At 68.5% G+C, this 19,022-nt stretch carries 20 protein-coding genes; 13 read left to right on the top strand and 7 right to left on the bottom strand.

Annotated elements, in window-relative coordinates; translation table 11 throughout:
- The first annotated feature begins 64 nt into the window (after positions 1-64).
- Entirely contained in the window at positions 65-823 is a 759-nt protein-coding gene (locus VSR71_RS16395; protein WP_342914911.1) for a 3-hydroxyacyl-CoA dehydrogenase, read from the top strand.
- Between the two features lie 21 nt (positions 824-844).
- On the opposite strand, the gene VSR71_RS16400 is transcribed toward VSR71_RS16395, so the two are convergent.
- Entirely contained in the window at positions 845-1,663 is an 819-nt protein-coding gene (locus VSR71_RS16400) for a helix-turn-helix domain-containing protein (protein ID WP_428979418.1), read from the bottom strand.
- A gap of 126 nt (positions 1,664-1,789) precedes the next feature.
- Here VSR71_RS16400 and VSR71_RS16405 point away from each other — a divergent pair, with 126 nt between their 5' ends.
- Entirely contained in the window at positions 1,790-2,569 is a 780-nt protein-coding gene (locus VSR71_RS16405; protein WP_342914912.1) for a class I SAM-dependent methyltransferase, read from the top strand.
- Between the two features lie 18 nt (positions 2,570-2,587).
- Here VSR71_RS16405 and VSR71_RS16410 read toward each other — a convergent pair whose 3' ends face one another.
- Positions 2,588-3,505: a LysR family transcriptional regulator gene (locus VSR71_RS16410; RefSeq protein ID WP_342914913.1), complete on the bottom strand. Its 918-nt coding sequence runs from the start codon at positions 3,503-3,505 to the stop codon at positions 2,588-2,590.
- A gap of 92 nt (positions 3,506-3,597) precedes the next feature.
- Here VSR71_RS16410 and VSR71_RS16415 point away from each other — a divergent pair, with 92 nt between their 5' ends.
- Complete coding sequence (locus VSR71_RS16415; protein ID WP_342914914.1) at positions 3,598-4,623, top strand: bile acid:sodium symporter family protein; 1,026 nt, start codon at positions 3,598-3,600, stop codon at positions 4,621-4,623.
- Positions 4,624-4,690: 67 nt separating this feature from the next.
- A complete protein-coding gene (locus tag VSR71_RS16420) occupies positions 4,691-4,963 on the top strand; it encodes a hypothetical protein (RefSeq protein WP_342914915.1) in 273 nt (90 codons plus the stop codon).
- Between the two features lie 24 nt (positions 4,964-4,987).
- Here VSR71_RS16420 and VSR71_RS16425 read toward each other — a convergent pair whose 3' ends face one another.
- Both VSR71_RS16425 and tsaE read right to left on the bottom strand, forming a co-directional pair.
- Positions 4,988-6,487: an N-acetylmuramoyl-L-alanine amidase gene (locus VSR71_RS16425; protein ID WP_342914916.1), complete on the bottom strand. Its 1,500-nt coding sequence runs from the start codon at positions 6,485-6,487 to the stop codon at positions 4,988-4,990.
- Positions 6,481-7,005: a tRNA (adenosine(37)-N6)-threonylcarbamoyltransferase complex ATPase subunit type 1 TsaE gene (gene tsaE / locus VSR71_RS16430; protein ID WP_342914917.1), complete on the bottom strand. Its 525-nt coding sequence runs from the start codon at positions 7,003-7,005 to the stop codon at positions 6,481-6,483. Before tsaE ends, VSR71_RS16425 begins: the two co-directional genes overlap by 7 nt.
- A gap of 16 nt (positions 7,006-7,021) precedes the next feature.
- Between tsaE and queG the strand changes: the two genes are divergently transcribed.
- Positions 7,022-8,239, top strand: a complete 1,218-nt coding sequence (queG, locus tag VSR71_RS16435; protein WP_342914918.1) for a tRNA epoxyqueuosine(34) reductase QueG — start codon at positions 7,022-7,024, stop codon at positions 8,237-8,239.
- Positions 8,240-8,282: 43 nt separating this feature from the next.
- On the opposite strand, the gene VSR71_RS16440 is transcribed toward queG, so the two are convergent.
- On the bottom strand, positions 8,283-9,176 hold the full coding sequence (locus tag VSR71_RS16440; RefSeq protein ID WP_342914919.1) for an AEC family transporter: 894 nt from the start codon (positions 9,174-9,176) through the stop codon (positions 8,283-8,285).
- 305 nt (positions 9,177-9,481) lie between these two features.
- Between VSR71_RS16440 and VSR71_RS16445 the strand changes: the two genes are divergently transcribed.
- The 8 genes from VSR71_RS16445 (at position 9,482) to VSR71_RS16480 (ending at position 16,605) form a co-directional block, all read left to right on the top strand.
- Positions 9,482-10,039 (top strand): chalcone isomerase family protein, encoded by a 558-nt coding sequence (locus tag VSR71_RS16445; protein WP_342915064.1) that lies wholly within the window; start codon positions 9,482-9,484, stop codon positions 10,037-10,039.
- A gap of 135 nt (positions 10,040-10,174) precedes the next feature.
- Positions 10,175-11,143: a tripartite tricarboxylate transporter substrate binding protein BugE gene (locus tag VSR71_RS16450; RefSeq protein ID WP_342914920.1), complete on the top strand. Its 969-nt coding sequence runs from the start codon at positions 10,175-10,177 to the stop codon at positions 11,141-11,143.
- Positions 11,144-11,257: 114 nt separating this feature from the next.
- Positions 11,258-11,749 (top strand): methylated-DNA--[protein]-cysteine S-methyltransferase, encoded by a 492-nt coding sequence (locus VSR71_RS16455; RefSeq protein WP_342914921.1) that lies wholly within the window; start codon positions 11,258-11,260, stop codon positions 11,747-11,749.
- Positions 11,746-12,702, top strand: coding sequence for a site-specific tyrosine recombinase XerD (xerD, locus tag VSR71_RS16460; protein ID WP_342914922.1), 957 nt, complete (start codon positions 11,746-11,748; stop codon positions 12,700-12,702). The genes VSR71_RS16455 and xerD overlap by 4 nt, the downstream gene beginning before the upstream one ends.
- A gap of 40 nt (positions 12,703-12,742) precedes the next feature.
- The gene (locus tag VSR71_RS16465) at positions 12,743-13,234 is read left to right on the top strand and encodes an aminoacyl-tRNA deacylase (protein WP_342914923.1); all 492 of its coding nucleotides are present in this window, start codon (positions 12,743-12,745) and stop codon (positions 13,232-13,234) included.
- Between the two features lie 135 nt (positions 13,235-13,369).
- Positions 13,370-13,978 (top strand): glycerol-3-phosphate 1-O-acyltransferase PlsY, encoded by a 609-nt coding sequence (gene plsY / locus VSR71_RS16470; protein WP_342914924.1) that lies wholly within the window; start codon positions 13,370-13,372, stop codon positions 13,976-13,978.
- 156 nt (positions 13,979-14,134) lie between these two features.
- Positions 14,135-15,562 (top strand): amidase, encoded by a 1,428-nt coding sequence (locus VSR71_RS16475; RefSeq protein WP_342914925.1) that lies wholly within the window; start codon positions 14,135-14,137, stop codon positions 15,560-15,562.
- 44 nt (positions 15,563-15,606) lie between these two features.
- Positions 15,607-16,605 (top strand): tripartite tricarboxylate transporter substrate-binding protein, encoded by a 999-nt coding sequence (locus VSR71_RS16480; protein WP_342914926.1) that lies wholly within the window; start codon positions 15,607-15,609, stop codon positions 16,603-16,605.
- A gap of 55 nt (positions 16,606-16,660) precedes the next feature.
- Here VSR71_RS16480 and VSR71_RS16485 read toward each other — a convergent pair whose 3' ends face one another.
- Together VSR71_RS16485 and VSR71_RS16490 are read right to left on the bottom strand one after the other, a co-directional pair.
- On the bottom strand, positions 16,661-17,929 hold the full coding sequence (locus VSR71_RS16485) for an ATP-binding protein (RefSeq protein WP_342914927.1): 1,269 nt from the start codon (positions 17,927-17,929) through the stop codon (positions 16,661-16,663).
- A 66-nt stretch (positions 17,930-17,995) separates the two neighbouring features.
- The gene (locus tag VSR71_RS16490; RefSeq protein ID WP_342914928.1) at positions 17,996-18,739 is read right to left on the bottom strand and encodes a response regulator; all 744 of its coding nucleotides are present in this window, start codon (positions 18,737-18,739) and stop codon (positions 17,996-17,998) included.
- Positions 18,740-19,022: the final 283 nt, after the last annotated feature.

The following is a 19,022-nucleotide window of genomic DNA, read 5'->3' on the forward strand; positions in this document are numbered from 1 at the left end:
ACAAACTCCGCCCCGTACAATAGTTGACGTTTACGTAAACGGAAACACAAAGGAGACACCGCAAATGCAAATCAAGGACAACGTCTTCATCATCACCGGCGGCGCCTCCGGCCTGGGCGCCGGCACGGCAACAATGCTGGCGGAAGCCGGCGCCAAAGTCGTCATCGCCGACCTCAACGAGCAAGCTGGCCAGTCCCTCGCCACTGAACTGAACGGCCAGTTCGTCCGCTGCGACGTCACCTCCGAAGCCGACGGCCAGGCCGTTGTCGCCGCCGCCCAGGCACTGGGCCGCCTGTCAGGCCTGGTCAACTGCGCCGGCATCGCCACCGCCAACAAGACGGTAGGCAAGAACGGGCCGCATCCCCTGGATGCCTTCGACAAGACCATCCGCATCAACCTGATCGGCACCTTCAACATGATCCGCCTGGCCGCCGCTGCCATGGTCCAGAACAATCCCGACAGCGAAGGCGAGCGTGGCGTGATCATCAACACCGCCTCGGTGGCGGCCTTCGATGGCCAGATCGGCCAGGCGGCCTATGCCGCCTCCAAGGGCGGCGTGGTCGGCATGACCCTGGCCATCGCCCGCGACCTGTCCCGCGACGGCGTCCGCTGCATGACCATCGCCCCGGGGCTGTTTGAAACGCCCATGCTGCTCGGCATGCCGCAGGAAGTGCAGGACGCCCTCGGCAAGATGGTTCCGTTCCCCCCGCGCCTGGGCCGCCCGGCCGAATACGCCAGGCTGGCACGCGCGATCATCGAAAACACCATGCTGAACGGCGAAGTGATCCGCCTCGACGGCGCGATCCGGATGCAGCCGAAGTAATAAGCTTGCAAGCCCGCGCGCTTAGCCGGGCAGCAGCATCACCAGCATCAGCCCTGGCGCCGCCGCCGGCACCAGCGTCAGCTGCTCGAACTGCAGCGCCCCCAGCTGCGGATGCCGGAACCCCCGGCGCCCGCCCTCGCGGTCTTCCACATCCTGGGACAGCCAGGCATCGCGGAAGGCCGCGCTCTCCCCCATCAGCCCATCGATCAACGCGCGCGTCGGCGCCTCGTCGGCATGGCGGATGCTGTGCGCGCGAAATTCGGCCACCAGCCGCGCGGCGCGGTGCGGCCAGTCTTCGACCAGCGCCTGCAGCGGCGGCGACAGGAACATCGCTCGCAGCAGGTTGCGCTCGACGCTGTCGTGGTCGAGCCAGCCGGTGAACAGCCGCGCCGCGGCGTCATTCCAGGCCAGCGCGGTCCATTGCCGGTCGAGCAGGTAGGCCGGGCCCGAGACCGCATGCACGCTTGCCAGCACCGCGGGCGCAACGGCTTCGCCGGCGGCCTGCTGCGGATCGCGCCGGCCGGCAAGTTCGAACAGATAGGCGCGTTCCGCGCGTGACAGCCGCAGCGCCGCCGCCAGGCTGGCCAGCGAGCGTGCCGACAGCGAGACCGGACGGCCCTGTTCCAGCCACGTCACCCAGGTTGCGCTCAGCCCCGCCAGTTGTGCCACCTCTTCGCGCCGCAGGCCCGGGGTACGGCGGCGGCGGCCGGGGGCCAGGCCGACATCGGCTGGCGCCAGCCGCTCGCGGTGCGCGCGCAGGAAGGCGCCCAGCACGGCCTCGCGGGTAGATGGGGTAAGCGATTCGGGGACGGGAGCGGAAGCGGACATCACAGGGGACATGACAGGCTGGTGGCGTTTATACCAGGATAAAACGCTGACTTGTACCGGGAATACGTGCCGCCTACAGTATGCCGAACCCGCCATTGCGGGCAACCCTTTTCCCCAAGAAAGCCCAAGGAGCCAGCCATGCAACAACAGGAACTCGTCGCCGCGCAGTTTGGCGCCACCGCCAGCGCCTACCTCACCAGTGCCGTGCATGCCAGCGGCGCCGACCTGCAGCAGCTGCAGGACGAACTGGCCGCGCTGATCCCGGAAGCGAACCGGCCGCGCAGCCGCGTGCTCGACCTGGGCTGCGGCGCCGGCCACGCCAGCTTTGCCGCCGCGGCGGTGGCAGGCGAAGTGACGGCTTACGACCTGTCGCCCGACATGCTGGCCGTGGTGGAAGGCGCCGCGCGCGAGCGCGGACTGGCCAACGTCCGCACGCGCCAGGGCGCTGCCGAGCGGCTGCCGTTTGACGACGCCAGCTTCTGCGCGGTGGTCTCGCGCATGAGCGCCCACCACTGGCGCGATGTCCCCGCGGCGCTGGCCGAAGTGCGCCGCGTACTCAAGCCGGGCGGCAAGGTGGTGCTGATCGATATCGCAGGTTCCGCGGATCCGTTGCGCGATACCTGGCTGCAGTCGGTCGAACTGCTGCGCGATCCGTCGCATGTGCGCGACTACACACCGGCCGCCTGGCGCGCGCTGTTCGAGGCGGCGGGCTTCGCCGCGCAAGGTGTCAGGGTGTGCGAGCCCTGGCGTATCGGCATCGAGTTCGACAGCTGGGTCCGGCGCATGCGCACGCCGGCGGTGGCGGTCGCGGCGATCCGCCACCTGTGGCAGGTCGCGCCGGCCGAAGTGCGCGAGCACTATCGCGTGCAGGCGGATGGCAGCTTTGAACTGGAAGCGGTGATGGTCACCGCGCGCTGACCCGCAAGGCGGCGGCGCTCAGGCCGCGGCGCCCATCGCGGGCGCCTCGACACGCAGCGTCAGCCGCCGCACCAGCGCCCACACCGCCGCGGCGGCCGGCGAGAGCGAGCGGTCCTCGCGCCGGACCATGACGATGCTGCGCTCCTCGCGCGGCACCAGCGGCCGCCACACCAGCGGCGATGCGGCAGGCAGCGGCAGCGAGAAGGAGGGCAGCACGGAAGCGCCGATGCCGGCCTCGACCATGCCGAACACGCTGGCCGAGTGCCCGAGTTCCTGCACCACCTGCGGCGCCACGCCGTGGCGGCTGAAGATGCGGTCGATCAGCGGCCGGCTGCCCGAGGCAAAGTCCAGCAGCACCAGCTGCATGCCGTGCAGCGCCGACCACGGCACCGTCGCCGACTGCGCCAGCGGATGGTCGCGCCGGCAGACGAAGCAGAACGGGTCGGTCGCCACCGGCTCCACCGCCAGCCCTTCGCGCACCAGCGGGTCGATCAGCACGCCGAAATCGACGGCACCGGCGCGGACCTGCTCCAGGCCGTCGGCCTGCACGTTGTCGCGCACGATCAGCCGGATATCGGGGTATTGCGCGGCGCAGGCCGCGACATACATCGGCATCAGCCGCGCGGAAATCGTGGGAGCACCGGCTATTACGACGCGGCCACGATAGCGCTCGCCTAATTGGCGCGTTTCCTCGAGGGTGTCGTCGAGCTGGCCCAGCAGCCGCTCCAGCGCCGGCACCAGCGCGTGGCCAGCATCGGTCAGCACCACTTCACGCGTGGTGCGGTCGAGCAGCTTGACGCCAAGTGCCTCTTCCAGCTCGGCCACACCCCGGCTGACCGCGGGCTGAGTCAGTCCCACCACGTCCGCGGCCCGGCTGAAACCGCCGCTGCTGGCCACCGCCAGGAAGACGCGCAGCTGGCGCAGTGTGTAATTCATGCAACGACCGGATAAATAGATTCTATAAATGAATTTGCATTCTAGACCCGGCTGGCGTCCAATACTAGGCAAAACCCTAACCAACCGCAGTCATGTCTCGCCTTTTTGCCAAGCTCAAGAAACTCTATGACCTGATCGACGGCTTTGTCCTCATCATGCTGACTGCCATCGCCATCGCGCTGGCGGCCCCGGAAATCGGCGCCGGCAAGGGCCCGCTGCACCTGGGCGTGGTCACCAGCGTGGGCGTGGCACTGGTCTTCTTCCTGCATGGCGCGGCACTGTCGCGCGACAAGCTGGTGGCGGGCGCCAAGAACTGGCGCCTGCATGCGTTCGTGCAGTCGTTCACCTATGTGGTCTTCCCGGTGGTCGGCGCGCTGCTGATGCTGGCCCTGCACAACACGCTGCCGGCTGACCTGCTGCTGGGCGTGTTCTTCCTGTGCGCGCTGCCTTCGACGGTGTCGTCGTCGGTGGCGATGACCTCGATGGCACGCGGCAACGTGTCCGGCGCGATCTTCAATGCCACCATCTCGGGCCTGATCGGCATGCTGGTCACGCCGCTGCTGATGGGGCTGGTGATCAGCGCCAGCGGCGCCTCGATGCCGCTGGGCAAGGCGCTCACCGGCGTGGCGCTGCAGCTGCTGCTGCCGTTCGCGCTGGGCCAGCTGCTGCGTCCGCTGATCGGCAACTGGCTGGCGAAGAAGAAGCAGATCACCACCAAGATCGACCGCGGCGTGATCGTGCTGATCGTCTATTCGTCGTTCTGCGATGCGACTGCAGCAGGCGTGTGGCACCAGTACGAGTGGCAGACCATCGGCGCGGTGATGCTGATTGCCGCGGTGCTGCTGTTCGTGGTGCTGGGCTTCACCACGCTGACCGCCCGCCGGATGGGTTTCTCGGTCGAGGACGAAATCACCGCGGTGTTCTGCGGCTCGAAGAAGAGCCTGGCCAACGGCATCCCGATGGCCAAGATCCTGTTTGCCGGCCACCCCGCGCTGGGGCTGCTGGTGCTGCCGCTGATGGTCTACCACCAGTTGCAGCTGATCGTCTGCTCGGTGATTGCCTCGCGCTATGCCAACCGCGATGCGCTGCTGGAGGACCGCGCCGCGGCGCGCGCCTGATCCGCGCCATCCGTCGTCGCGCCGGCCCGCTGCATGGCGGGCAACCCCCGAGGGTTGAGGAGTGGATATGGACGACGACCTCGATACGATGAGCCGCGAGCGGCTGATCGAAGAATTGAAGGCACTGCGCGCGGGCATACGCCGCCATCGCGATGCTTCGGGTCACGACCTGTGCTGGCACCATCCGGCTCTGTGGGCATTGCTGCCCGAGCCGGGCGACCAGGTCCCGACGGTTCCGGCGTGGCCCCAGTTTATGCGCGGCTGCGTGAAGTACCGCGAATCGCTGGACCGGCAATGCCCTGATGCGCCACGCAGCGAGAAGGAATTCGGCGAGAGCTGAGCGTCCGCCGTGGCGGCGCCAAGGTCAGACCGACGGGTTCTTCGACAGCGGCGGATTCTTCGCGAAGTACGCCTTGATCCCGCGCAGGATGGCATTCGCCAGCTGTTCCTGGTGCGCGCTGTCGTTGAGCTTGCGCTCCTCCGCCGGGTTGCTGATAAACGCGGTCTCGATCAGGATCGATGGGATGTCCGGCGCCTTCAGCACCGCAAACCCGGCCTGCTCCACACTACCCTTGTGCAGCCGGTTGATGCCGCCGATCTCGCCCAGCACGGACTTGCCGACCTGCAGGCTGTCGTTGATCTGCGCGGTGGTGGACAGGTCCAGCAGCACGCGCGCGACCTGCGCATCCTTGTTGCCCATGTTGGCGCCGCCGATCAGGTCGGAAGCGTTTTCCTTGTTGGCCAGCCAGCGCGCCGCGGTACTGGAAGCGCCGCGCTCGGACAGCGCAAACACCGAAGCACCATTGGCTTCCGGCGACAGGAAGGCATCGGCGTGAATCGACACGAACAGGTCGGCCTGCACCCGGCGCGCTTTCTGCACGCGCACGTTCAGCGGCACGAAGAAATCCGCATCGCGCGTCATCATCGCGCGCATATTGGGCTGGGCGTCGATCTTGGCGCGCAACCGGTGCGCGATCTGCAGCACCACGTCCTTCTCGCGCGAACCAGCGGCGCCGATCGCGCCGGGGTCTTCGCCGCCGTGGCCGGGATCGAGGGCCACCGTCAGCAGGCGGCGCATCTTGAACGGGCGCTCGGCAGTCGGGTTGTCGCGCGCGACGGGCGGCACCACGGGCGCATCGGGCTTCGGCACCACCGGCGCCGACGGCTTGGGCCGGGCGGCGACCACCGGCGGCGGCGGCGCGGTGGTGGCCGGCACTTCGCCCTTCTCGTCGAACTTGCGCACCAGCGCGCCGATGGCATCTTCCTCGGCACCGGCCGGGGCGCCGGCGATGCTGTCCGGACCCGGGGCCGGGTCCATGGTGGCGAAGCGGCGCTGCTTGTCCTCGGTGTCGCGCACCAGTTTCCACAGCGGGTCGGGCGGGTTGACCGGGTACAGGTCGAACACCAGCCGGTTGCGGTAGCTGCCGATCGGCAGCAGCGTGAACACCTGCGGCGCCACGTTCTCCTTCAGGTCGAACACCATCCGCACCACGCGCGGGCGGTTCTGGCCGACGCGCACGGTCTGGATATACGGGTCGTTGGGGGTGATCTTGGCCACCAGCTCGCGCAGCGTGGGCGACAGGTCCAGGCCATCGATGTCCACCACCAGCCTGTCCGGATCGCGAATCATCTGGTGCACCGCGGACAGCGGCGCGTCGGATTCGATGGTGACGCGGGTGTAGTCCTCGGCCGGCCATACGCGCACCGCGACGATGCCGGCGCCGAACGCGATCTGCGGGCCGGCGAGCGTCAGCACGGCGGTGCCCGCGCCCAGCTTCAGCGCCTGCGCCATCCATTTGCGGCGCGCCTGCAGCAGGCCGTCGGGTCCATCGGGGCGGTCGGTGGCAAGTCGCTTGATCAGCATGCGTTCAGCAGGGAAAGTCCAGTGTGAGTATAGGCGCGCAAGGTCGCGATGCGCCGCTCGCCGGCATCGCTTTCGCTTTCGGCCGGCGGTGCCGTGTCCGATTGGAGCAACACATGCAGGTCGGGTTCCCCCAGCAGGCGGCCCGCCTTTTCCGGCCATTCGACCAGGTTGAAGGCCGGTTCGGCGAAACAGTCGCGGAAACCGGCGTCGATCCACTCCTCCGGATCGGCGAAGCGGTACAGGTCGAAGTGGTAGACGGTCAGCGGCGAGCCGTCGGCGCGCGCCACCTCGTAAGGCTCGCACAGCGTGTAGGTGGGGCTGCGGACCTTGCCGGCGTGGCCGAGGGCGCGCAGCACCGCGCGCGACAGCGTGGTCTTGCCGGCGCCGAGGTCGCCGGAGAGCTGCACATGCACCGCGCGCGGCGGCATGGCCTGCACCGTGCCGGCCAGCGCGGCGCCCAGGCGCGCGGTGGCGGCTTCGTCGGGCAGCGTCAGGGTGCGTTCTTCGAGCAAGGGCATTGCGTACAATTCAGGGATGATCGACCCAGCAGTCAAGCCGCCGGCCAGCGCGCCAGGCGCGCACAGTGTTCCCGCAAACGCTCCAGGGCAATCCGGCCAGGCCGGCCCGGGGGAGCTGGCGGCGCTTGCGGAGTCCATCCGCGCCTGGGGCGCGGCGCTGGGTTTTGCGTCGGTGCGCATCGCCGACGTCGATCTTGGCCACGCCGAGCCGGGGCTTCTGGCATGGCTGGAGCAGGGTTACCACGGCGACATGGATTATATGGCGAACCACGGCTTGCGGCGCGCCCGTCCGGCCGAACTGGTGCCGGGCACGGTACGCGCCATCGTGGCGCGCATGCCCTATGTCCCCGCCACCGAGACCCCGCCGGGCGCACCCGACTGGCGCCGGCGCGAACTGGCGCGGCTGGGCGATCCGGCCACGGCGGTGGTGTCGCTGTACGCGCGCGGCCGCGACTATCACAAGGTCCTGCGCAGCCGTCTCCAGCAGCTCGCCAGCCGGATCGAGGCCGAAATCGGCAAGTTCGGCTACCGTGTCTTTACCGATTCCGCGCCGGTGATGGAAGTGGCGCTGGCCAGCCAGGGCGGACTCGGCTGGCGCGGCAAGCATACGCTGCTGCTCGACCGCGACGGCGGCTCGATGTTCTTCCTGGGCGAGATCCTGGTCGATATCCCGCTGCCGGCCGATGCGCCCGAACGGGACCACTGCGGCAATTGCCACCGCTGCCTCGACATCTGCCCCACGCGCGCCATCGTCGCGCCCTACCGGCTCGACGCGCGCCGCTGCATCTCCTACCTGACCATCGAGCACAAGGGCTCGATCCCGGTCGAATTCCGCGCGCCGATGGGCAACCGCGTCTACGGCTGCGACGACTGCCAGCTGGCCTGCCCGTGGAACAAGTTCGCGCACGTGGCCAGCGTGCCGGATTTCGACGTGCGCAATGGCCTGGACGCGCCCGACATGGTGGCGCTGTTCCAGTGGACCGAAGACGAGTTCAACCAGCGTCTGGAGGGCAGCCCGATCCGCCGCATCGGCCATGAGCGCTGGCTGCGCAACCTGGCCGTCGGGCTGGGCAACAGCCTGCGCGCGGCGCTTTCCGGCACCGGCGCGGAAGACGCCGCCCTCGCCGCGCGCATCCGCGAGGCGTTGCAGGCGCGGCGCGAGTCCGCTTCACCGCTGGTGCAAGAGCATATCGACTGGGCGCTCGCGCAAGGCGAGCCGGCACGCAGCGGATGACCGGATCCGGACGACCGGACCTGGCTGACCATCTGGCTGACCCCTAGCTGACCAGCGCCAGCCACAGCGGCGTGGTAACGATGGCACCTACCGTCATCACCGAGATCGTGGCCGCCACCATCGGCCCGTTTCCGCCCATGCGCACCGCCAGGATATAGGCGCTCGACGCCGTCGGCAGCGAGGCATACAGCACCACGATCTGGTACTGCAACGTGGTCAGCGGCAGGTACCGGCCCGCCAGCCACGCCACGCACGGCATCGCCAGCAGCTTGACCCCGGTCCACCAGGCGACCGGCCCCACCGTGCCGGTCGCCCCGCTCATCTGCAGCCCGGCGCCCACCGTCATCAGTCCCAGCGCGGTCGAGGCCGAGCCCAGCCGGTTCAGCGTCATCGCCACCACCTCGGGCGGGTGCAGGCCCAGCAGGTTGGTCACGAGGCCGCCGGCGGTGGCCAGTATCAGCGGGTTGCGCGCCAGTTCTTTCCACAGCGCGGTCTCGCCATGCCGGGCCAGTGCCCATACCGCCGCCACGTTGCACAGCGGCACGGTGCAGCCGACGATCACCGCCATCAGCGCGAGCCCCTCGCTGCCGCCCAGGCGCGACGCCAGCGCCAGGCCGATATAGGAGTTGAAGCGAAAAGCGGTCTGCAGGCCCGAGGCAAAGCTCAGCGCATCGGGCTTCAGCACCCACTTGACGGCGTAGCCGCCTGCCATGCCGACGGCCATCGCCAGCAGCGCCAGGCCCAGCATCGCCGAGGTCGAGGAAAAATCGAACACCGCGGCATTGGTCGACTGCAGCAGCAGCGCCGGGAACAGCACAAAGTAGACCAGCCGCTCCACTCCGCCCCAGAAGGGGCGGTCGAACGGGGTATAGCGCACCAGCAGCCAGCCGATCAGGATCAGGCTGAAGTCAGGCACCAGCAGGAGAGCAGAAGACATTGTCGTTGTTGTAATGGCGAGGGCACGGCGCGGTAGCTGCCTGGGTTACGGTCGCGATCCCGGCCGCATGGGGGACGGAAATAACGGCCGGCGCGCGGGAATGTGCAGACTAGGGCAGATACGGATAGGTATTTTTCCAGATTTAGGTCAGCATGGCATGCCAAGTTGTACGCCCTGCCGCCATGTTGTCCCGCATCCGTTCCGCGCCGCCAGGCCCGGACTCCCGCCTTCGTTCCCGTTCACGCCCTGGCCTGCCTGCTAGCCTGCCCAGCGGCCTGCGCTCGCGCGCGGCCGCCCTGCTGGTGATGCTGCTGTGCGCCACCACCGCGGCCGTTGCCATGCCGGCGCGCGCGGTCGAGATGGAAGGGATCCGCTTCGATGACGCCGCGCGCGTGGGCGGCAGGGAACTGCAGCTCAACGGCACCGGGCTGCGCGCGGGCTTCCTGACCAAGGGCTACGTGGCCGCACTGTACCTGCAGGAAAAGGCCCGCAACGCGACCGTGGTACTCGGCACGCCCGGCGCCAAGCGGCTACAGTTGCGCATGCTGCGCGAGGCCGAACCGCCCGCCTTTGCCCGCGCCATCCGCCAGGGCATCCGCGACAACCACAGCGAAGCGCAGGTGCGGGGACTGGCCGCGCGGATGGTGCAGTTCGAGCGCACCCTGGGCGAGGTCGGCAACGCGCACAAGGGCGACGTGATCAACCTGGACTTTAGCCCGCAGACGGGCACTGTCGTCGCCATCAACGGCACGCCGCGCGGCCGTCCGATCCCCGGCGAAGACTTCTACCAGGCTGTGCTGCGGGTGTTCCTGGGCGACCGTCCGGTCGACCAGGACGTCAAGCGCGGACTGCTCGGCGGCTGACCAAGGCTGCCCTCGGGCTGCCCTCGGGCTGCCTTCTTTTACGCTGCCGCCGCCGTGCCTTCGCCTCTGGCACCGCGACGGTTTCTTTGCTTCCGGGCAGCACCCTGCCCGGATTTCTGACGGAGACATGATCTCATGCAAGCTGGCAAATTCGCCCTGACCCTGGCCCTGGCCGCGGCCGCCACCACGGCGCACGCCCAGGGCTTTCCGACCAAGCCGATCCGCCTGATCATTCCGTTCGCACCGGGTGGCACCACCGACATCGTCGGCCGCGGCGCCGCCGACCAGATGAGCCGCATCCTGGGCCAGCCGGTGGTCGTGGAAAACCGCGCCGGCGGGGGCGGCTCGATCGGGGCGGACGCGATCGCCAAGGCGGCACCGGACGGCTACACCATCGGCATCTCGACGGTGTCGACCATGGCCGTGAACCCGGCCTGCAACCCCAAGCTGTCGTACGACCCGATCAAGGACTTCAAGCCCATCACCAACCTGGCCAACGTGGCCAACGTGATCGCGGTGAACCCCAACTTCCCGGCCAAGGACTACAAAGAATTCCTGGCCGTGCTGAAGGCCAATCCGGGCAAGTATTCGTACGCGTCGTCGGGCACCTGCGGCTTCGGCCACATGCTGGGCGAGCAGTTCAAGGTCTCGACCAAGACCTTCATGGTCCATATCCCGTACCGCGGCGCGGGCCCGGCGCTGAACGACGTGCTGGCCGGCCAGGTACCGATCATGGTGGACAACCTGCCGTCGTCGATGCCTTACATCAAGGCCGGCAAGCTGCGCCCGCTGGTGGTGGCCTGGAACAAGCGCCTGGACTCGCTGCCGGACGTGCCGACCTTCGGCGAAATGGGCCTGAAGGAGCCGAACGACCCGGCCTGGTACGGCCTGGTGGCGCCTGCAGGCACGCCTGACGACGTCATCAAGAAGCTGAACGACGCCGCGGTCAAGGCGCTGCAGGACAAGGGCTTCCAGGAGCGCCTGCGCACCGCCGGCGCCGAGCCGTCGGGCAATACGCCGGCGCAGCACGCGGCCGAGATCAAGAAGGAGTTCGACAAGATGAAGAACCTGGTGAAGGTGCAGAACATCAAGCTGGAGCAGTAATCCGGCTGCAGCACTGGTCGCCATCGCACGCCACCAAGGCCGCCTGCAAAGGCGGCTTTTTTCTTGCCGATGCAAAAAGCACTAAAATCCAGCATTCGCCCCAGTCAGACCGCCATGCCCGCCACTTTCGATGCCATCCTCCCTGCCCCGTTCGGCAAGGTCGGCGTGCGCACGGACGGCACGCGCATCCGGGCCATCGTGTACCTGCCCGGGCACGTCGAAGCCCGCGCGCCGGCCGATGTACGGACGCGAGAGGTCGTGGCCCGGCTCGAAGCGCAGCTCGAGGCCTACTACGCCAACCCCGACGCGCGCTTCGACCTGCCACTGGCACCGGCCGGCAGCGATTTCCAGCAGCGCGTCTGGCAGGCCATCGCCGCCGTGCCGCGCGGCGCCACCACCACCTACGGCACCATTGCCGAGGCCATCGGCGCGATGCCGCGCGCGGTAGGCCAGGCCTGCGGCCAGAACCCGTTCCCGATCGTGATTCCCTGCCATCGCGTGGTCTCGGCCCGCGGCATCGGCGGTTTCTCCCATCATGCCGAAGATGGTTTCCACCTCGATGTCAAACGCTGGCTGCTGCGCCATGAAGGAGCCATGCTGATATGAGCCCCGTGGCACGCACGGCAACGGCGGACACGCCGCCAGACCTCGCCGCGGCCGCGAGCGATGCCGACGCGGCGCTGGTCAGCCGCTTCTGCGATGCGCTGTGGCTGGAAGACGGCCTGTCGCAGAACACCATCGACGCCTACCGGCGCGACCTGACCCTGCTGGCGCGCTGGCTGCGCCACGAAGGCCGTGGCGAACTGCCGGGCGTGGACGACAACGTGCTGTCGGCCTACTTCAACGCACGCCACACGCAGACGCGCGCGTCGTCGGCCAACCGCCGGCTGGCGGTGTTCCGGCGCTTCTACCAGTGGGCGCTGCGCGAGCACATCGTCGAAGCCGATCCCTGCCTGCTGCTGCGCCCCGCCAAGCAGCCGCCGCGCTACCCCAAGACACTGAGCGAGGCGCAGGTCGATGCGCTGCTCGAAGCGCCCGACACTGGCACGCCGCTGGGCCTGCGCGACCGCACCATGCTCGAGCTGATGTACGCCAGCGGCCTGCGCGTGTCCGAGCTGACGCAGATGAAGACCATCGAGATCGGCCTGAACGAGGGCGTGGCGCGCGTGGTCGGCGGCAAGGGCGACAAGGAGCGGCTGGTCCCGTTCGGCCAGCAGGCCGCCGACTGGCTGCGCAGCTACCTCGCCAGCGCGCGCCCCGCACTGCTGGCCGGGCGCGCCTGCGACGCGCTGTTCGTCACGCAGCGCGGCGAAGGCATGACGCGGCAGGCGTTCTGGCACCTGATCAAGCGCCACGCGCGCGAGGCCGGCGTGCACGCGCCGCTGTCGCCGCACACGCTGCGGCACGCCTTTGCCACGCACCTGCTCAACCACGGCGCCGACCTGCGCGTGGTGCAGCTGCTGCTCGGCCATGCCGATATCTCCACCACGCAGATCTACACCCACGTCGCGCGCGAGCGCCTGCGCGAGCTGCACCAGCAGCACCATCCGCGCGGGTGAGGGAAACCTGGCGACAGCGACACCGAGCGGCACCATCGTCATGAGCAAGAACAAGCACGTCTCCGAAACCCCTGCCACCCAGTTCCTGCGCAAGCAAGGCGTGGCCTTCGGCGAACACCCCTATGAATACGTCGAGCATGGCGGCACCGGCGAATCGGCGCGCCAGCTCGGCGTTCCCGAACACGGCGTGGTCAAGACCCTGATCATGGAAGACGAGCGCGCGCAGCCGCTGGTGGTGCTGATGCACGGCGACTGCTCGGTCTCGACCAAGAACCTGGCGCGCCAGACCGGACGCAAGAGCGTGCAGCCGTGCAAGCCGGAAGTGGCGCAGCGCCACAGCGGCTACATGGTCGGCGGCACCTCGCCGTTCGGCACGCGCAAGCGCATGCCGGTGTATGTGGAGGCCACGGTGCTGGAGCTGGAGCGCATCTACATCAACGGCGGGCGCCGCGGCTACCTCGTCAGCCTGGACCCGAAGCTGCTGCGGGGACTGGTCGATGCACAACCGGTCCAATGCGCGCTGCCTGATTGAGGCACCGGCCAGGCGCCGCAGCCGCCACCTGGCGCCACGCGCATAGCCGCCGCCCATGCCAATCCGGGAAGTCACGGACGTGGTGAAGGCGCCGCCGCGCTACAATCCCGCCAGCTTGAAAACACCCCACTGCACATGGCCAACCTGCTATTCGCCCTCGCCGCCTACCTGATCGGCTCGATTTCCTTTGCTGTCGTCGTCAGCAAGCTGATGGGGCTGCCGGATCCGCACTCGTACGGCTCGGGCAACCCGGGGGCGACCAACGTGCTGCGCACCGGCAACAAGAAGGCCGCGATCCTGACGCTGATCGGCGATGCGCTGAAGGGCTGGCTGGCGGTGTGGCTGGCGGCGCGCTTCGGCCCGGCCTACGGATTGAATGAAACCGGCCTGGCCATGGTGGCGCTGGCAGTATTCCTCGGCCACCTGTTCCCGGTGTACCACCGCTTTGCCGGCGGCAAGGGCGTGGCCACGGCGGCCGGTATCCTGCTGGCGATCGACCCGATCCTGGGCCTGGGCACGCTGGCCACCTGGCTGATCATTGCGTTCTTCTTCCGCTATTCGTCGCTGGCGGCGCTGGTGTCTGCGATCTTCGCGCCGTTCTTTTATGTGCTGATGAATGGCATGGATGTGATGACTGGCGCGATCTTCGCGATCAGCGTGCTGCTGATCGCGCGGCATCGGCAGAACATTGCCAAGCTGTTGGCCGGCAAGGAAAGCCGGATCGGGGACAAAAAGAAGGTCTGAGCGGGTTACACTGCCAGCGCCGGCGTCCGGCGCGCGCGCTTTGCGGCCGGGCCCTGCCATGGCGGGTCTTTCCCGCTGATCCGCGGCGGCGGGCCTGTCCGCCGCCGTCCCATCGTGGCCGGCTACGTACCGGCCCGTGCCAGGAGACGCACGCCGATGAGCGAAGCGCTTTGCCTTCTTTCCGCTGCTGAACTGCAGGCCCGCGTCCGACGCAAGGACATCTCCCCCGTCGAACTGATGGACGCCGTGCTGGCCCGTGCCGCACGGCTGCAGCCCGAGCTGAACTGCTTCATCACGCTATGCGCCGACGAGGCCATGGCCGCCGCCCGCACCGCCGAGCAGGACGTGATGGCCGGCCGCCCGCTCGGTCCGCTGCATGGCATCCCTTTCACCGTCAAGGACATCGTCAACACGCGCGGCGTGCGCACGACCTTTGGCGCCGTACCGATGCGCGACAATGTGCCGGGCGAAGACGCTGTCGCGGTGGCCCGGCTACGCGCACAGGGAGCAATCCTCGTCGGCAAGACCACCACGCCGGAGTTCGGCTCCAAGTGCCTGACCGATTCGCCGCTGTTTGGCCGCACGTGCAATGCCTGGCATGCGCAGCGCACCAGCGGCGGCTCCAGCGGCGGCGCCGCGGTGGCAGTCGCGAGTGGCATCGCACCGCTGGCGGTGGCGACCGATGGCGGCGGCTCGACCCGCATCCCGGCGGCCTGCAACGGCGTGGTCGGCATCAAGCAGAGCCAGGGCGTGATCCCGCACAGCCAGGCGCAGGACCTGTTCGGCAACCAGACCTATGTCACGCCGACCACGCGCACGGTGATGGATACGGCGCTGATGATGCAGGCGATGGGCGGCGAGCATCCTTGCGACCCCTGGTCGCTGGGCGTGCCGGCCCCCGATTATGTGGCAGCCGCGCAGCCGCATGGCGATCTGCGCGGCGTGCGAATCCGCTATTGCCTGGCGCCGCCGGGCCGCGCGGTGGCCACCGATGTCACCGCAGCGTTCGAGGCTAGCCTGGAGCGTCTGCGCGAACTGGGCGCCGTGCTGGAGCCGTTTTCCGGCGACGGCTTCGAAGTCGAGCCGATCTGGCGCGCCATCAACCATACGGTCTGGCGCACCCGCTTCGCGCCGATCGTGGCCCAGCATCGCGAGGCCCTCAGCGCAACCTTTGTGCGGCAGGTGGAATCCGCCGCGCACGTGACCGGCATGGAATACCAGCAGGCCATGTTCGAGCGCTCGAAGCTGTTCCTGCGCGTGCAAGACCTGCTGGCGGATGCCGAACTGCTGGCGATGCCCACGCTCACGCGCACGGCCCTGCCGCTCGACCAGGACCTGTTCGGCCAGGTCGAGATCGACGGCCGGCATTACGACAATGTGCGCGCGTACTGGTTTCCGTGGACCATGCCGTTCAACATGACCGGCCATCCGGCGATCAGTCTGCCCTGCGGCTTTGGCAAGGATGGCCTGCCCATCGGCCTGCAACTGGTAGGCCGGTTCCGGCACGACGCTGGCCTGCTGCATGCCGCAGCGCTGTTCGAGTCCACGCACGACTTCCGCGGCCGCTGGCCCACGCTGCCATGAATACCCCTGTCCCGCGCCGCCAAACTCAACGCATCCCGAACGCCATGACTGCTGACTCCCGTTTCGCACGCGGCCTGCTGGCCGCACTGACCACCGCGGCTGCCGCAGCCGCTATTGCCGTCGCGGGCGCGGCCCGTGCAGCCGATGCCGAACCGATGCACATCATCGTCTGCTACGCCCCGGGCGGCGCCGCCGACAGCCTGGCGCGCCTGTACGCCGAGCAACTGCGCCAGGACGGCCACGGCACCGTGGTGGTCGAGAACCGGCCGGGTGCGTCGGCACGGCTGGCGCTGGACTACGTGAAGCGGTCCAGGCCGGACGGCAAGACGGTGTTCATCGGGCCATCGCCGCTGTTCACGATCTTTCCGCTGACGTACAAGAAGCTCGGCTACGACGCCGACAAGGACCTGGTGCCGGCGGCGGTGCTGACCGACGTGCCGACCGTGGTGGCCGCCGGAGTGCAACAGCCCTACCGGAACATGAAGGAATACCTGGAGTGGGCGAAGCGAAACCCTTCGGGCGCGAGCCTGGGCCTGGCGACCATCGGCAGCGCCGGACACCTCGGTACTGTGGCGCTCGGCAAGGCAGCAGGCATCGCCATCACGCCGGCCGCCTATCGCGGCGCGGCGCCGATGCTGGTCGACGTGGTCAGCGGCAATGTGTCGATCGGGTGGGATGCCGTTGCCAGCATGATGCCGCTGTACAAGGGGGGCAAGTTGCAGTTCCTCGGCGTCAGCGGGACACGGCGGGCCAAGGCATTGCCGGAAGTGCCTACCATGAAGGAGCAAGGCTTCAGCCAGTACGAGTATGCGACCAGCTGGTATGGGGTGTTCGTGCCGGCGGGCACGCAGCCCGACGTGGTTGCCAAGGTTGAGAAGATGTTTATTGCGGCTTCGGGGAATGCCGCTACGGCGGCCAGGCTGGAGGCGCTGGGGCTTGAGGTGGTGGCACGGCCTGGGCAGGAGGCAAAGCGCAGGATCCAGGTAGAGCGGGCTGCCTGGAAGCCGATTGTTGAGGCTACGGGATTCGTGGCGGAGGATTGAGTCTATCTTGCTGCGGCTTGCCCAGCCGCAGCACAAACCCCAGCCATATCAAACCTCATGCCACCACCCCAAACGCCATCTCGACCCTGAATCCACCCCCATCGGCATTGACCAGGTTGAGCTTGCCCCCAGCCTGCCGCACCAGCCGATCCACGATCGCCAGCCCCAGCCCGGAATGCGCATTGCCCCCACGCGCCGGGTCCAGCCGCACGAACGGCAACGTCACCCGTTCCTTGTCCTCTTCGGGAATCCCCGCCCCCTGGTCTTCCACCACCAGCAAATAGCCATCGGCCGTCCGCGTCGTGGCGATGCACACCGGCGGCTTGCCATAGGCATAAGCGTTGTCAACGAGGTTGCCGATGATCCGGTCCAACTGCGTGGCAATCATCCGGAACCCGTCGCCCGCGCCCAGCGACAACACCACCTGCCGCTCCTGCTCGGCCAGCGAAGCCGCCAGCTCGTTGACCCGCCGGTCCACGGGCACGGGCCGCGCCGTCGACTCACTGGTCTGCGCAAAACTCAGGAACTGCTCGACGATCGCCTGCATCGAATCCACATCACGCGTGACCCCCGCCGCGGCCTTGGGATCGGACATCATCTCAGCGCGCAGCCGCAGCCGCGCCAGCGGCGTCTTCAGGTCATGCGCGATGCCCGCCAGCATCGTATTCCGCTCCTGGTCGATGCGCGCCAGGTCAGCCACCATGCGGTTGAAGCGCTCGATCAGCTGGCGCAATTCATGCGGCCCGCGCTCGCGCAAAGGCGGCACCTCGCGCTGGCGCGACAGCAGTTCGGCCGCGTTGGCCATGTCCCGCACCGGCCGCTGCAGCTGCCATGCGATCAGCAGCGCGAACACGATCGCCACGCCCACCACCAGCATCACGCCCGGCACCAGCCGGTTGTCGGGCGGCGGGTTGTGGACCCAGAGGATCGGCATGGCGATCCAGTCGTCGCGGCTCGGCAGCTTGATCCAGATGCGCGGCGTGGTCTCGTCCTCGAGCCGGATCTCGGTGCCCTGCGGCAGCCGCGAGATGAACTGTTCGACCAGGCGGCGCGAGCGGCCGCCCTTGGGCGCGGTGGCATGCTCGTCGGCGCTGGTGGTATCGGCGGTCTCCACCAGGCTGGGCAGCTTCGCCGGCGGGCGCGCATCGAGCGCGCGCTCGATGCTGTCGAGCTGGAACAGCATCTGCTCCACGGAATAGTCGACCTGCTGCTGGCGCCGGTCCATGCGCAGGATGGCCAGCCACGAGAAGTGGCTGATCACGAGCACGGCCGCGATCAGCAAGGCAATACGGCCGAACAGGGTATCGATACGTCGCAACTTCATCGGGAATGAGGGTCGGGTGGCACGCGGCGGCACGTCAGGCGGTAAAACGGCTGGCCGCCGCGGGCTTTAATCGGAAAGCTCGGCGGGAATCTCTTCCGCTTCGTCGGGCACGAAGGTGTAGCCGCGGCCGCGCACGGTCTGGATATAGCGCGGGCGCTGCGCGTCTTCGTCCAGCAGGCGGCGCAGGCGCCAGATCTGCACGTCGATGCCGCGGTCGCTGATGCCGCTGGCGCTGCCGTACATCAGCTCGACGATGCGCTCGCGCGACAGCACTTCAAGCGGATGCATCAGCAGCAGCTTGAGCAGCGCGAATTCGGTATCGCTGATCGACAGCGGCTGGCCGGCGCGGATCAGCGTGCGCTGGCGGAAATTGACGCGGAACGGGCCGAACGCGACCGATTCGCGGTCCTCGGGCGCCGCGGCGGGGCGGGCCAGCTTGCGGCGCAGCACGGCATTGATGCGCGCCAGCAGCTCGCGCGGCGAGAAGGGCTTGCCGAGGTAGTCGTCGGCGCCGATCTCCAGGCCGACGATGCGGTCGATCTCGTCGCTGCGGGCAGTGAGCAGGATCACGGGGATGTCGTCGTTCTTGGCGCGCAGGTTGCGCAGCGCGGTCAGGCCGTCGACCTTGGGCATCATCAGGTCGAGCACGATCAGCGCCGGCCGTTCGCGCTCCAGGCGCGCCTGCAGGCCGTCGCCGTCATGCAGCACCGAGACGGCAAAGCCCTGCTGGGTCAGGTACTCGCGCAGCAGGTCGCGGAGTTCGGGATCGTCGTCGACGACGAGGATCTGGGTAGGCTGGTTCGTTCGCATAGGCACATGATAGTCAGCCCGGGCGGCGCACATGCCGGATCGGCCGGCCGGTTTTGTTTCCGGAGGTTACACCTGGGGCGCTGGTAATCCTCTGTAATAAAAGCGCCGGGCGCCGAAATACGGGCGGCCACGCCCGCACATTATCCTTGCCGCATGACTTGCCGTCGGCGCCGCCCCATGCGCGCCGCACGGCACTTGCCGGCACGCCGGCGGCCCCTGGGCGCCCCGCCCCCGCGGCCGGCCGGCGCCCTTTGCGTTGCGGCATACTGCTGTGCTGCATCGT

This window comes from Cupriavidus oxalaticus (assembly GCF_038900635.1).
GTDB classification, from domain to species: Bacteria; Pseudomonadota; Gammaproteobacteria; order Burkholderiales; family Burkholderiaceae; genus Cupriavidus; species Cupriavidus oxalaticus_B.

What these genes read in the sequence shown, in the direction of transcription:
- VSR71_RS16410 (WP_342914913.1), bottom strand. Translation starts at nt 3,505, where the DNA reads ATGAATTACACACTGCGCCAGCTGCGCGTCTTCCTGGCGGTGGCCAGC.
- VSR71_RS16440 (WP_342914919.1), bottom strand. Translation starts at nt 9,176, where the DNA reads ATGTCTTCTGCTCTCCTGCTGGTGCCTGACTTCAGCCTGATCCTGATC.
- queG (WP_342914918.1), top strand. Translation starts at nt 7,022, where the DNA reads ATGATCGACCCAGCAGTCAAGCCGCCGGCCAGCGCGCCAGGCGCGCAC.
- tsaE (WP_342914917.1), bottom strand. Translation starts at nt 7,005, where the DNA reads ATGCCCTTGCTCGAAGAACGCACCCTGACGCTGCCCGACGAAGCCGCC.
- VSR71_RS16400 (WP_428979418.1), bottom strand. Translation starts at nt 1,663, where the DNA reads ATGTCCCCTGTGATGTCCGCTTCCGCTCCCGTCCCCGAATCGCTTACC.
- xerD (WP_342914922.1), top strand. Translation starts at nt 11,746, where the DNA reads ATGAGCCCCGTGGCACGCACGGCAACGGCGGACACGCCGCCAGACCTC.
- VSR71_RS16490 (WP_342914928.1), bottom strand. Translation starts at nt 18,739, where the DNA reads ATGCGAACGAACCAGCCTACCCAGATCCTCGTCGTCGACGACGATCCC.
- VSR71_RS16475 (WP_342914925.1), top strand. Translation starts at nt 14,135, where the DNA reads ATGAGCGAAGCGCTTTGCCTTCTTTCCGCTGCTGAACTGCAGGCCCGC.
- VSR71_RS16455 (WP_342914921.1), top strand. Translation starts at nt 11,258, where the DNA reads ATGCCCGCCACTTTCGATGCCATCCTCCCTGCCCCGTTCGGCAAGGTC.
- VSR71_RS16445 (WP_342915064.1), top strand. Translation starts at nt 9,482, where the DNA reads ATGCTGCTGTGCGCCACCACCGCGGCCGTTGCCATGCCGGCGCGCGCG.
- VSR71_RS16425 (WP_342914916.1), bottom strand. Translation starts at nt 6,487, where the DNA reads ATGCTGATCAAGCGACTTGCCACCGACCGCCCCGATGGACCCGACGGC.
- VSR71_RS16480 (WP_342914926.1), top strand. Translation starts at nt 15,607, where the DNA reads ATGACTGCTGACTCCCGTTTCGCACGCGGCCTGCTGGCCGCACTGACC.
- VSR71_RS16485 (WP_342914927.1), bottom strand. Translation starts at nt 17,929, where the DNA reads ATGAAGTTGCGACGTATCGATACCCTGTTCGGCCGTATTGCCTTGCTG.
- VSR71_RS16395 (WP_342914911.1), top strand. Translation starts at nt 65, where the DNA reads ATGCAAATCAAGGACAACGTCTTCATCATCACCGGCGGCGCCTCCGGC.
- VSR71_RS16415 (WP_342914914.1), top strand. Translation starts at nt 3,598, where the DNA reads ATGTCTCGCCTTTTTGCCAAGCTCAAGAAACTCTATGACCTGATCGAC.
- VSR71_RS16405 (WP_342914912.1), top strand. Translation starts at nt 1,790, where the DNA reads ATGCAACAACAGGAACTCGTCGCCGCGCAGTTTGGCGCCACCGCCAGC.
- plsY (WP_342914924.1), top strand. Translation starts at nt 13,370, where the DNA reads ATGGCCAACCTGCTATTCGCCCTCGCCGCCTACCTGATCGGCTCGATT.
- VSR71_RS16420 (WP_342914915.1), top strand. Translation starts at nt 4,691, where the DNA reads ATGGACGACGACCTCGATACGATGAGCCGCGAGCGGCTGATCGAAGAA.
- VSR71_RS16450 (WP_342914920.1), top strand. Translation starts at nt 10,175, where the DNA reads ATGCAAGCTGGCAAATTCGCCCTGACCCTGGCCCTGGCCGCGGCCGCC.
- VSR71_RS16465 (WP_342914923.1), top strand. Translation starts at nt 12,743, where the DNA reads ATGAGCAAGAACAAGCACGTCTCCGAAACCCCTGCCACCCAGTTCCTG.